Source organism: Teredinibacter waterburyi (genome assembly GCF_001922985.1).
Classification (GTDB): domain Bacteria; phylum Pseudomonadota; class Gammaproteobacteria; order Pseudomonadales; family Cellvibrionaceae; genus Teredinibacter; species Teredinibacter waterburyi.
Map to the genome: position 1 here is coordinate 275,789 of NZ_MRUH01000022.1, position 12,234 is coordinate 288,022.

The 12,234-nt window shown below is 47.4% G+C and carries 9 protein-coding genes; 5 read left to right on the forward strand and 4 right to left on the reverse strand.

All coding sequences use genetic code 11. From position 1 onward, the window contains the following. Positions 1 to 432: 432 nt before the first annotated feature. On the forward strand, positions 433 to 2,478 hold the full coding sequence (locus tag IDZ20_RS04145) for a cellulose-binding protein (protein WP_188150153.1): 2,046 nt from the start codon (positions 433 to 435) through the stop codon (positions 2,476 to 2,478). Positions 2,479 to 2,527: 49 nt separating this feature from the next. On the opposite strand, the gene IDZ20_RS04150 is transcribed toward IDZ20_RS04145, so the two are convergent. After that, the gene (locus IDZ20_RS04150) at positions 2,528 to 5,467 is read right to left on the reverse strand and encodes a TIM-barrel domain-containing protein (RefSeq protein ID WP_188150154.1); all 2,940 of its coding nucleotides are present in this window, start codon (positions 5,465 to 5,467) and stop codon (positions 2,528 to 2,530) included. 366 nt (positions 5,468 to 5,833) lie between these two features. Here IDZ20_RS04150 and IDZ20_RS04155 point away from each other — a divergent pair, with 366 nt between their 5' ends. The 4 genes from IDZ20_RS04155 to IDZ20_RS04170 all read left to right on the forward strand — a co-directional run bounded on the left by IDZ20_RS04155 (position 5,834) and on the right by IDZ20_RS04170 (position 9,409). Further along, the gene (locus IDZ20_RS04155) at positions 5,834 to 6,730 is read left to right on the forward strand and encodes an ROK family protein (RefSeq protein WP_188150155.1); all 897 of its coding nucleotides are present in this window, start codon (positions 5,834 to 5,836) and stop codon (positions 6,728 to 6,730) included. Between the two features lie 54 nt (positions 6,731 to 6,784). Further along, a complete protein-coding gene (locus IDZ20_RS04160) occupies positions 6,785 to 7,492 on the forward strand; it encodes a DsbA family oxidoreductase (protein ID WP_188150156.1) in 708 nt (235 codons plus the stop codon). A 182-nt stretch (positions 7,493 to 7,674) separates the two neighbouring features. Then, entirely contained in the window at positions 7,675 to 8,196 is a 522-nt protein-coding gene (locus IDZ20_RS04165; protein WP_188150157.1) for a phosphatase PAP2 family protein, read from the forward strand. 97 nt (positions 8,197 to 8,293) lie between these two features. Beyond that, complete coding sequence (locus IDZ20_RS04170; protein WP_188150158.1) at positions 8,294 to 9,409, forward strand: MJ1255/VC2487 family glycosyltransferase; 1,116 nt, start codon at positions 8,294 to 8,296, stop codon at positions 9,407 to 9,409. A 17-nt stretch (positions 9,410 to 9,426) separates the two neighbouring features. Here IDZ20_RS04170 and IDZ20_RS04175 read toward each other — a convergent pair whose 3' ends face one another. The 3 genes from IDZ20_RS04175 to IDZ20_RS04185 are packed head-to-tail and all read right to left on the reverse strand — an operon-like array spanning position 9,427 to position 12,214. After that, positions 9,427 to 10,212 carry a sulfite exporter TauE/SafE family protein gene (locus IDZ20_RS04175; RefSeq protein ID WP_188150159.1) on the reverse strand — a complete coding sequence of 262 codons (786 nt, stop codon included), beginning with the start codon at positions 10,210 to 10,212 and terminating at the stop codon, positions 9,427 to 9,429. 27 nt (positions 10,213 to 10,239) lie between these two features. After that, positions 10,240 to 11,625, reverse strand: a complete 1,386-nt coding sequence (locus tag IDZ20_RS04180) for a hypothetical protein (RefSeq protein WP_188150160.1) — start codon at positions 11,623 to 11,625, stop codon at positions 10,240 to 10,242. Positions 11,626 to 11,641: 16 nt separating this feature from the next. Further along, a complete protein-coding gene (locus tag IDZ20_RS04185) occupies positions 11,642 to 12,214 on the reverse strand; it encodes a MiaE family protein (RefSeq protein WP_188150161.1) in 573 nt (190 codons plus the stop codon). Positions 12,215 to 12,234 lie beyond the last annotated feature (20 nt).

A 12,234-nucleotide genomic window follows, 5' to 3' on the forward strand; every position in this document is an offset into this window, starting at 1 on the left:
GTGATAACAGTTATCTTAATCCTGACGGTAAGATTCTTGACGACAATCTACTGGAATACAGGGTTTAGCGACTAGGAGTCGTAACAAGTTTGAAGTAGTCACTAGATTTACATAGGTTTAGTAGTATTGTCTATGAGGTTTTTCACTGGCAGCCGGTGCGATTTGTTTTAACCGGTGTTGTTCCATCTCTTCGATGTTTCGCTGTTTTAGATGTTGGCGGCAGCTGTTGTTGAGTCTTTGCTGTTGATTCGCTGTCGTTGAATAGGTGTCGTTGAATAGGTGTCGTTGAATAGGTGTCGTTGAATAGGTGTCGTTGAATAGGTGCGGCTGGGTAAGTGTAGTTCGACAGATGTAGCTGTATAGGTTTAGTTGTGTCGGTATAGCCGAGTACAATTTAGGCTCGGTTGAATTTTGCGATTGATAGGTGGTTATATGTGCGCGACACGTTTTACGGTTTTGGTATTTCTTAGTTTGTTCTTGGCGGCCTGCGGCGGTGGAAGTGGGAGTGATTCTACGCTTCTGCCAAGTGACTCGGCTTTTCCAGAGGCGACGCCGACAATAACTGCTGAGCCTGAGTTGATGCCAACCCCGAAAGCCACAGCGACGCCTAGTGATGTTCCTACCAGCGTGCCAACAACTCTACCAACAAGCGTTCCTACAAACGAGCCCACCGTCGAACCAACGCCATTACCGACACAAGTATCGAGCCAAGTTCCTGCGCCAACACCAACACCAACGCCAACGCCAACGCCAACGCCAACGCCAACGCCAACAGAGCCGACCGTTGTACCGTCTGAACAACCCTCTAGTGAGCCATCGTTGGAACCGTCTACACAGCCGACGCTTGAGCCAACGCCTGAACCAACACTCGAACCAAGCCCAACACCAGAAGCTTCTCAAGCGCGAAAGGTGAACTCGATGGGGATGGGGCTAAGTGCCATTTCCTATTATTCCACTGAAAATCCCTTTATCGACTACATGAAACAGGCACAAGCTTGGCGGGATCGGGATACTGAGATGAATGATTTTGATCTGGATGACCAAGGTTGGGTTCGTTCTTTACAGCCGGGGCAGGCGGCGGGCACTGTATTTTTGAGTACCAGCAACGAAAGTCTTATGTATCGCAAGTTTGTGGTTCTTTATGACGGCGAAGGCACGATTGAATACGACTGGTCGGCAGCCAAAATCACTGCCGAGTCGTCACCCGGCCGCGATGTAATTTCGACGGGTACGGGCTCGCATCTGCTGAAAATCACTGCGGTGAATCCCGATAATTACCTGCGTAATATTCGTATCATTCCAGAGCTGTATTTGTCGGCCTATCAAGCCGGTGCAATCTTTAACCCAGACTGGATCAATTTAGTTTCGCCATTTCGAGCAGTGCGCTTTATGGACTGGATGCAAACCAATCACTCTAGTCAGAGCACGTGGCAAAATCGGCCGAAGTTAGCCGATCGCAGTTGGGCGATTAAGGGCGTTCCTTTAGAGGCTATGCTCGCACTGGCTAACCAAATAAATGCCGACCCTTGGTTTAATATTCCACACTTAGCAGATGAAAATTACATAACCGCTTTTGCTACTTTGATTAAACAGCAGTTGAATACGCAGCTTTATGTTTATGTCGAGCACAGCAATGAAGTATGGAACCGTGGTTTTGAACAGTGGCAGGCGGCGGAGAATCAAGCGCAGGCCTTGTGGGGCGACGTCGACTACGGCTACATGCAATGGCATGGAATGCGCACCGCACAGATATGCGATATTTTTAAAACATCTGTGTTTAGCGGTGATTCGAATCGGGTTAAGTGTGTGCTTGGAGTGCAAACCGCGTGGCGAGATACGGCGAGCGCCGCACTTGATTGCCCTGCGTGGGTTGCTCAGGATAATAAACCCTGCTTCCAACACCAGTTCGATTACATCGGTATTACCAGTTATTTTGATGGTGGTTTAAATGGACCGAGGTTGGAGACCGATACCGCACATATCAATATCATAAAATCTTTTTTGAGTGAGCCGGATGGCGGCCTAAATAAAGCATTTGAACAATTAGAGACTGGCCAGCATATTAAATCTATTAGTAAGTTTTCCGATTTTAATGGTGTGGCGAATGATACACGGAGTCGTTTGGCTAATTGGCTGGAGCTTGCAAACGAACGTGGACTAGCCGGTGTTGTTGCCTACGAGGGTGGCCAACATATTACCTCGAACGGACTCGCGTTACAGAACGATGACGCAACTATCCAATTTCACACCGGCATTAATCGCGACCCGCGCATTGGCGAAGTGTATGCGGATTTATTAGAAAGCTGGAAGCTAGGTGGTGGGTTGCTGCATATGCATTACACCGATGTTGCAAGCTATTCCAAATACGGCAGTTGGGGCGCATTGGAAAACCTTAATCAAACCGATTCTTATAAGTGGCAGGTGCTAACAGACTTTAATTTAAATACCCCCTGTTGGTGGAGTAACTGCTCGCAATAAGCGTTACTCCTCCATTAGGGGGAGTGGATCTCGGCTTTTAAGCCCTTATTTACGGTTTAGTGTTGTATGGCACCGAAACCGATTCACCTGAATAGCGAATCGTTACACTAATATTTTCATCGAAATTGGCAGCTGCAGATGTCTCGCCAGTGATCCAACGCAGATTAATCGTTCGCGTTTTTTCCATTTCGGGGAATGAGCCCACGCGCGCGCCGATATGAAGTGTTTTATCGGCTTCGCTATAGCTAAATGGAATTCTCGACCACTCGCCGTGCTCGTAGTCATAGCTGCGGCCGTCATCTTCATAGAGTTCAAATTTCCCGTCGGCACCGGTATAGATGGTAAGTGTAAGTGCGGCGTTTTGAATCTGGTCCGTGTATTGCACTTCTGGCGCGGTTGGAATAATGGCTCCAGCCGGAACGAACAGGGGCATTTTTGTCAGTGGCGCTTGTGCGTTAATGTCTTGCCCGCCGCTATATTTTTTGCCGGTGTAAAAATCGTACCAAGCGGTGTTGCTAGGTAGATATACGGTTCGACTTGTCGCACCCATTTCGCTGATTGGGCTAACGAGAAATGATGGCCCAAACATATATTGGTCGTTAATCGTACCGGCGGTTTTGTCGTTCGGAAAATCCAATGCTAAGCCACGCATAAGCGTACCGTCTTTGTGGTACATATCACCTGCCTGAGAATAGATATAGGGCAGTAGCCGGTAGCGCAGTTTGGTGTACCACACTAAACTCTTGTATACCGCTGAGTCTTCGGCGGCAATATTGTATATTTCACGGTAGGGGTTTTGGCCGTGAGAGCGGTATAGCGGAGCAAAAGCACCGAACTGATACCAGCGTAAATTTAGTTCCTGCCACTCGGCGAGTTCCGCAGGGTTAAGCTCATCGTAACTGCCAACAACCTTGCCGTTGTAATAACGATACCTATCTTCGGGAGTAAAGCCACCGATATCGAATGTCCAGTTGGGCATACCGGCAAGGCCAGTACCAATACCGGCTGCGATTTGTTCTTTTAAATCACTCCAACGGCTTACCGTGTCGCCGCTCCAAATGGCTGATGCAGTACGTTGAATGCCTCCAAAACCAGAACGAGTCAGAATAAATACACGAGTATCTGGTGCAGACTTTCTATCACCTTGGTATACGGCTTCCGCATGTGGAAGCGCATAGGCATTAAATACATCGGCTCCGTTGCCTAGGTAGTTAGGAGTCATAAGTTGTTTGCGCTTTTTCCAGCTAAGGTTGGAATGAATATCGGGTTCTACCGCATCCAGCCACCAAGCATCAAAGCCAAATTTGTTAATTTTGGTGTCCAGTTGTTGCCAAAACATCTCTCTCGCCGCTGGGTTAAAGGCGTCGTAGAAAGCGTTCAAATAGCCGCTACCTATCCAGTCGAGATTGTTCTCTTCGATGTTTTTGTTAAACATAAAGCCGTTTGCGTTTAAAGCTTTATAGTTGTCGGTGGTGGGGTAGAACTTCGGCCAGACCGAAATCATTATTTGTGCATTTAAATCGTGTACTTCATCCACCATGGCTTGTGGGTCGGGGAAATAGTCCGCATCAAAATCATGGCTGCCCCAAGCATCCTGTGGCCAGTAGGACCAGTCTAGGACGATATTGTCTATGGGGATTTTACGTTTGCGATATTCTTTTAAGGCCGATAATAGCTCGTCTTGTGATTTGTAGCGCTCACGACTTTGCCAAAATCCATAAGCCCAGCGTGGCAGTAAAACCGCTTTTCCAGTGAGTTTACGATAGCCGCTGATAACCTCGTCTTTATTATTGCCGGCGACAAAAAAGTAATCGATATTTTTGGCCGTGTCGGATGCGAAAGAGGTTAAGTCCTGTTCCGCTCCAGGGCTGATCTGGTTGTATTCAAAGGGCTCTTGATGCAGCAGTCGAAAATAGCCGCCCTGTGGCTGCCAAGAAATTTTGATCGATTTTTTCTCACCCTTGTTCAGAGCTACTTTGGTTTTGTGATACCACGGGTTCCAATTCATACGCCAGCGATCTTGCTTTAACTCGCCGTCAACAAAAAGTTTCGCGTAACCGCTGGAGTACATTAGAAGTTCGTGTTCGCCCGCTTTATCGGTTTCAATTTGCCCTTCCCATTCAATGCGAAGATCTTGTGCGTTTGCCACTTCGGCTGGGAACTCTACCTCGCGGTTCGAGCCCTGCTTTAAAAATTGATAGTTCAGCTGTTGCTCTGTTCGGCTTAATAGCAGCTTGTTGCCATCGTAGTAGCGCGCGGTGATGCCGCCAGCATTACCGCTTGTATCGTAAAGCTTTAGGTTCTTGTTTATGTCAGCGGGTGTTGCTGGGTTGCCAAAGCGGGTGTCGGAATTGTTATTCCATAAAACGCCATAATTTTTTGACGAGACTAAGTAGGGAATAGTGATAATTAAATTGTAGGTGGTCATATAGACATTTTCATTGGCCAGATTAACTTGACCATTTTGATGTTGTCCTAAACCGTATAACGCCTCATCGCTATCGCGGGTAAATGTTTGTTGAATGGCGACTGAGTCGGCCGCTACAGGATCGGGGTCGGCGGTTACCGGCGAGTATGTCCGCGTCGCTTCCGTTAACAGTGGTTTACCATCGGTATCGAGGAAGCTGATTTGACCGGATTGCAGTGAAACATTGGCACTGATTTTGGCTGTAGATAAGGTCAGCGTGTCGCCTTGTTGTTTTAGTTTGAAGTCGGTTAGTGTTGGCTCCGCTACTACCATCATTTGTGCCGCATCGTTAATTTCGTTAGTGTGAGACGCGGTAACACGAACGATATTGTCGGACATGACGGTTAAGCGTAGGGCTTTAGTTTCACCGGCCGCTGGAGCGATTAATACGCCGTTTTCGAGTGGCGTGAAGCTGCCGCTGGCCGATTGCTCTATTGGGCTGTGTTTGGGCGAGCAAGCGCTAAGCACCGCTGCGAGGGAAAGCCCGCAGACGAATATTTTAGCTAAAGATTTAACAAGCATAATCAAGCCTCGGTTAGATAATTATTGTGGTTATTAGTGGCTAGTGTTTTTCGATAGAGCAATCATATAGTGTTCCTGCCGATTCCCAAAGTCGTTAGGATTTTTCGTAACGCAGGAAAATCTACAATCGTCGAGTAATCTTAGCTGCTGGCCGTTAGCCGCGCGTAATTTCTATGTGGTGTTTTTATATAAAGGGACGAAAACCGGCAATGATTGAACCCTGTGCACGCCGCCAGTTATCATATGCTTAGGATAGCAATATGCCCTAACATCCTTGGGCATCGCAGACTGCTCTTCAGAGCGGATTGTCAGAGCGGATTGCCATGATTAGGCAATCCATATATTCAGATTAAAGATAGGCCCACTATGACAGAGCTGTACGGTGCGATAGAAGCTGGCGGAACAAAATTTGTGTGCGCTGTTGGCAGTAACCCGGAAGATCTAACCGAGGTTAGATTTTCCACCACGTCGCCAAGCGAAGCGCTCGCGAGGGCGATTGCATTCTTTGATAGCTATCGAGGCCGGTTAGCGGGTCTGGGTGTGGGTTCCTTTGGCCCCATCGACCTTGATCGCGCTTCGCCTCGCTATGGTTATATAACCTCTACACCTAAGCCTGGTTGGTCCAATACCGATGTTGTCGGTACACTGGCTAATGCCCTGGATATCCCCGTGGCATTTGATACCGATGTTAATGCCGCCGCGCTAGCCGAGGGGCGCTGGGGGGCAGGAGTGGGACTAACCGATTTTATTTATCTCACCATTGGCACGGGGATCGGTGGCGGAGTGATTTGCAATGGCAGGGTGGTACACGGAATGATGCACCCAGAGCTTGGTCACAGCTTTTTGGCGAAACATCCAGAAGATACCTATCGAGGTCGCTGTCCTTTTCATGGTGACGCATGTTTTGAAGGCTTAGCGGCAGGGCCTGCCATCGAAGAACGCTGGCAGAAAGCGGGCATTGATCTTGTTGAGGATCATCCTGCGTGGGCGTTGCAAGCGCACTATGTAGCGCAGGCTTTAGTGAATTTCATTTGCACCTTGTCACCTCAAAAAATCATTTTAGGTGGCGGGGTAATGGAGCAGCAGCATTTGCTTTCTAGGGTAAAAGCTAAAACGCACCAGTTGCTTAATGGCTATATTCAAGCTGAGCCACTATTAAGTGATATAGATTCCTACATCGTTGTACCAGACTTGGGGAATCAGGCTGGGGTTTTAGGTGGCTTTGTTTTAGCTGAAGCCCTGCTGGGTATTGACGAGCGTTAAGCGTTCGCTAATTTTAGTCAGTCGCATACCCTAATCAAAAGTGAGTATAAAGTTATGACCGCAGTAAATTCAGATGTTACCAATAGTACTAGTCAAAAAGTTTTTATAGATCACTATTCAGATATTTTGTGTGTGTGGGCCTATGCGTCGCAAATTCGTATAGATGAGTTGCAAGCCTCTTTTGCGGGTAACCTTAAAGTAACGTTTCATTTCTTTTCGGTATTTGGGGATGTTCCTGGGAAAATGGAAAAGTCTTGGGCGCATCGCGGGGGAGTTGCAGCATACGGCGCTCATGTACAGTCTGTGGCCGAAAAGTTTGAGCATATTAATATCAATGCCGATTGCTGGGTGCGTAATGCGCCGAGTTCATCTTTACCTGCTCATCTTTTTTTAAAGGCAGCACAGTTTGGGGTTGAATCTGGCGCGATAGCAGCGGGCGACTTCTCCCCATTTATGCAGGCTATTCGCCATGCTTTTTTCGTCGATAATCACGATATTTCCCAGCGAAAAATTCTGTGTGACATAGCCGAAAACTCTGGCTTGCCCGTGCAGTTGCTGTGCGAGTTGGTCGATAAGGGCATAGCCCACAGTGGTATCTGTGCTGATGCTGCCCGCGCAACGGAGCAGAATATTAACTCTAGCCCAACCCTTATGTTTAACGAAGGACGCCAGAAGCTCGCAGGGAATGTTGGCTATCGCATTATTGAAGCGAATGTACGCGAGCTACTGGAAAATCCACCGGGCCAATTATCCTGGTGTTAGTCTCCTTGTCTAATAACCACGGGTATGGATGTCCGGTTAACCGTTGGTCGTAAACGCGTCACTAATATCCCATATTGGCGCGATAGTTTTTGAATAGCCTTTCTTGTCACAATAGCGTCATATAAATCTCATATATCTGTCATTGAGAGAGAATAACGTGTTGTGTAAATGGAGGGTATAACATGCGTTTATTACAAGGCATTCACAACTTTGATCTGATTACCTTTGACTGGTGTTTGCGTCGCAAGCATCGTGAGCTCGCGGTAAAGGTAAGTCGATATGTATCCTTCACCGCCGACGGCCCACTTTACCTCTTGATAGGTCTCGCCTTTATCGTCGCTCAAAATTGGCCATTCGCTAAGTTGATTGCGCTTGGGTTTGCTGTGGAGCGGTGTTTCTACTTTGTTTTTAAAACGATGTTCAAACGTAATCGTCCGCCAGCGGCGATTCCGGGTTACCAAAGCGAAATAAAACCGTCTGATCAATTTAGTTTCCCTTCTGGTCATACTTCCGCAGCATTTTTCATGACCAGCATTTTAGTATTTGCTTTCCCTGTTCTTGGCTGGCTACTTTACCCATGGGCCTGTTGTGTTGGCGCCGCGCGTGTAACTTTGGGGGTGCACTTCCCTACCGATATTATTGCCGGCGGCCTTATGGGACACACTATAGGCTTGGTTCTAATTAATCATTTGATGCTGGTTTAACGAGATCAGTATAGAGCCTGCGTTTATAGGTTTTTTAGAAGATTTTTAACTGTGTTCTTCATCTCAAAATTGTTTAAATCATACAGGCTGTAAATTAATGAAAGTACTCTATGGTGTTCAAGGAACAGGGAATGGTCATATTAGCCGCGCGCGAGCTATGAGTAAGCAATTGCGTGAATGCGGTATAGAAGTCGATTACCTATTTTCTGGTCGTGAGCGCGAAAAATTCTTTGATATGACTGAGTTTGGCGATTGGCAGTGCTACAAAGGCTTGACCTTTATTCATCAAGCCGGCGACTTGAAAATCTGGCGTACCATGCAAGAAGCGAGTATCACCCAGTTGTACCGTGATATACGTGATTTGGATTTAGAGCCCTACGATTTAGTTATTACAGATTTCGAACCCATTAGTGCTTGGGCCGCAAAGTTAAAAAACAAACCCTGCATCGGCGTTGGCCATCAGTATGCCTTTGAGCACAATGTGCCGCGTAGAGGTGCAGACTTCGTTAGCCGTAAAATCATGGATCTGTTCGCGCCCGTTAAGCTTGGGCTAGGTTTGCACTGGCACCATTTCGATCAGCCAATTTTGCCTCCCATTGTCGATTTGGACCACGAAGATGTGGAGCAGGATGAAAACAAAATTCTGGTATACCTTGGCTTTGAAGAAAGCGAAGAGGTTATTCAGCTGCTTGAAGGCTTTGATGACTACACCTTTACCTACTACGGCCCGTTTGCACAATACGAAAGTCGTGGTCACATACAGTTAAAACCACTTTCGCGAGACGGCTTTAAATACGATTTAGCGACATGTTCTGGGGTTATCTGTAATGCCGGTTTTGAACTGGCCAGCGAGGCCATTCAGCTAGGTAAAAAAATATTGGTAAAGCCCTTAAAGGGGCAGATGGAACAGTTATCTAACGCGCGTGCCTTAGAGGAATTGCAGCTGGGTATGACCATGCCGAAGCTCGATAAAGCTATTACGCGTAGATGGTTGGATGACTTTACGGGTGAACGTATAAATTATCCGAACGTTGCTCAAGCGATCTCTCAATGGATACTTGAGGAGCGCTGGCAGCAGCCCAATGGCCGCGAGGAGCTGGTCGCGCGTTTATGGAGTGGTGTTGATGCCGCAGCGGTTGTTAAGGGTACTCATGTGACTAATCACGAGGCCCGAGAGGGGCAATGGCCAGCCGCGGGCTACGCAGCTAAATAAATACAATTTTTTGTTCGCTACAATGTTGGCGTTGCACCAAATAGCGTGTGCAGAATTAACGATAGCCCCACTAATACCGTGATTGCCTCAAAGACTCGCTTAATAAAGGGGTTGCCATATTTCACTGCAATATGCGCCCCCCAATAGCCGCCGACAATCGAACCTAGTAGCAGCATCGGTAGCCAGTCCCACTGCACTTCGGCCAGCATGGCAAGGGTTAGCGCCCCGGTTCCATTCCAAAACAAACCTACCAAAATCATGGTATAGGCGGTTGCGCGTTTATAGTCGAAACCAAACCAGGCAATCAGCCACATGGTGACAAAAAGTCCTGTGCCGGATGTAAGTGAACCATTAAAAAACCCCAATAAAAATAAGCCGAGGCCACCGCCAATATAGCCCCTAATATTTCGCTGTTGCGGCCTATAGTTTTGTCCAAGTTGTTTTTTTAGGTAAGAGTAAATGCCTAGCCCTATGGTGAGAATGCCGAGTGAAATTTTGGCGGTGTATTCGGGAATATCTAAAATTACACGCGCACCCAGTATTACCCCCGGCAAACCGCAGCCTAGCATCAGTAGCGCAAAATTTAACTGCAAGTGTCGCTCTCTACTGTGTTTTAGCGTCGCGCCAGCGCCTAACGCTACAGTTGCAATCTTGTGGGTTGCGAGGGCAATGGAAAAGGGTAACCCCAAAAAAATGAGTGCTGGCAACTGCAGCAACCCAGCGCCGCCACCGGCCATAGCCGAAAGTGCGTTAGCAAAAAGGGCAACGGATAGAAGAATTAGTTGTTCGGCTGTATCAATCATAGATAAAACTAGCGATTAGAATGTGACTCAAGGCGTTGACCCGTTAAGTGTATGTGAACAGATATACTCGTGTAACAGTTGCTCCGCTTGCGGTAAAGGTATTGGTGTGAACTTGGATTCAAGCCCGCGAATAAACTTCAGCGTTAAAAACCCATCAAACCATTGGTGAAACTGTTCCCTAAACGCCGGTTGCGAACGGCATTGACGACTAGCATGCTGTAGAAATTTACTGAGGTCTAAATTTGCCGCTATCTCGGCTAAGGCTACCGGCAAGCTTCCCAGTAAGTCTGCATACAAATCGTTAAACTTTTTTTGCTCAGTTTTAGCTTTGCACGAGTCTATTTGAATAAACTGCCAAAATTGTGGAATTAAACTGAGCCACTGTTTTAACAATATAAACAACTGGGGATGATAATAGCAGTAGTCCAGCTCTGGATTCGTCAGTTGCATAATACTTGCGATGGCGGGGCCGGTACCGAACGGTACCCTTTGCGATTGGCGCGCGGCAATATTGACTTGAATATTGCGATTAAAATAGACCGGTGCAATTTTGGCTAATTTGTTGAGAAGATAGAAATCTTCTGCTCCCGCTCGTTTTGGAAAGCCTCGTACCTTTGCGTAACTAGAAATGTTCACGGCGAGCGTGCTACCTAGCGTATAAAAACCATAGGGTGAGCCAGCCCAAGCCAGCCCGTCGCGATAATACTTAATTGCGCGCTGATAGAGTTGTGTAGCCTGCAGGCAGCCGAGTGTCGTTTCGCTAACAGCTATATGCTCGAATTCAAAAACTTGTGCACTGTATTGTTGTGTGCGGTCACTCTTGGCGAGTATTTTTTCGTTTGAGCTAGTCGATGTCGTAGGCGCGATGTTTGTTGGTAACGCAAAATAGTTGTCCGGTAGAAAAGCATCAGCGTCGCTAGAGTAGATCCACGAGCTGGCAAGTTGTCGAGTTTGATTTAGCTTGCAGGCGAGATCACAACCGATTTTTCGCGCTAGGCCTACGCCCTGCTTTGGCGGAATAGGGTGTTGTGAAAATCGATCGACACGTAAAACGGATAGTTGCTGTTGCTGGAATAGCGCTAAGTTGCCGTTGCTCCACTGGGCAGCGCCGAATACATCTGCAATTGTATTGGCGAGCTGTAGATTTTGGTCGCTTGAGTCTACTTCGTGCTGGTCGAGTGCTGGCTGGTTTGTTTCGAACGGCGATAGTGGTTGGTTGATAACAACAATCGCTAGAATAGTGTGTTCTATTTGGCTGCTGATTTTCATTAAGCGCTGTATAAAGTCGAAGCTTTCGTCGCGGGCGGGGATAACTACGCAGTGTTGAAATTGGAAGGCGCTTGGCAGCCCGCCTAACAGTTGCACTTCAGGTTCGGCATATCGCGCGAGATATTGTTCTAGTGGCGCGCACATTGGTTTGAATATATTCCTAGTGCAGGGCTGCAATAATGGGCAGTTCGGCGACGAGTGCAGCCTCGGCGTCTAGTAGTTCATTGAGGCGCTCATCGACAATTGCTGTGGCAAAGTGGTTGCGGGCGAGATCGAAAAATAAATTCTCATGATTGGCTTCAGATTCGGTAATAGCGACGTAGAATTTTTTTAGTTCGCCCTCGGGCAGAGCCGCTGCGATTAGCCCGAAGCGCTCACAGCCACGCGCCTCAATAATGCCACCGATTAATAATCGGTCGAGCATATACAGCTCGCTACCATTGCGCATAAGTTTGCGCAGTTTATTGACATACTCGTCGCGGGTATCGGCACCTAGCTGTATGTTGCGCGCGGTCATAATTTTAACCACTTCGCGAAAATGAATCATTTCCTCGATACTCAAATCAATCATTGCCTTGACGATATCAGGCTTATCTGGGTAGTGAGATACCATCGAAAGCGCCATGCCAGAGGCTTTTTTTTCGGCGGCCGCATGGTCGATAAGAAAGGCATCAAAGTTACTTAAAACGGTTTCAACCCAAGCTGGGTCTGTGGAATAGCGCAGTTTAAACATAAGTAAGAGGTGAATTCGTT

Excerpts from the sequence above, each read along its gene's own strand:
- IDZ20_RS04145 (WP_188150153.1), top strand. The coding sequence starts at position 433 with ATGTGCGCGACACGTTTTACGGTTTTGGTATTTCTTAGTTTGTTCTTG.
- IDZ20_RS04150 (WP_188150154.1), bottom strand. The coding sequence starts at position 5,467 with ATGCTTGTTAAATCTTTAGCTAAAATATTCGTCTGCGGGCTTTCCCTC.
- IDZ20_RS04155 (WP_188150155.1), top strand. The coding sequence starts at position 5,834 with ATGACAGAGCTGTACGGTGCGATAGAAGCTGGCGGAACAAAATTTGTG.
- IDZ20_RS04160 (WP_188150156.1), top strand. The coding sequence starts at position 6,785 with ATGACCGCAGTAAATTCAGATGTTACCAATAGTACTAGTCAAAAAGTT.
- IDZ20_RS04165 (WP_188150157.1), top strand. The coding sequence starts at position 7,675 with ATGCGTTTATTACAAGGCATTCACAACTTTGATCTGATTACCTTTGAC.
- IDZ20_RS04170 (WP_188150158.1), top strand. The coding sequence starts at position 8,294 with ATGAAAGTACTCTATGGTGTTCAAGGAACAGGGAATGGTCATATTAGC.
- IDZ20_RS04175 (WP_188150159.1), bottom strand. The coding sequence starts at position 10,212 with ATGATTGATACAGCCGAACAACTAATTCTTCTATCCGTTGCCCTTTTT.
- IDZ20_RS04180 (WP_188150160.1), bottom strand. The coding sequence starts at position 11,625 with ATGTGCGCGCCACTAGAACAATATCTCGCGCGATATGCCGAACCTGAA.
- IDZ20_RS04185 (WP_188150161.1), bottom strand. The coding sequence starts at position 12,214 with ATGTTTAAACTGCGCTATTCCACAGACCCAGCTTGGGTTGAAACCGTT.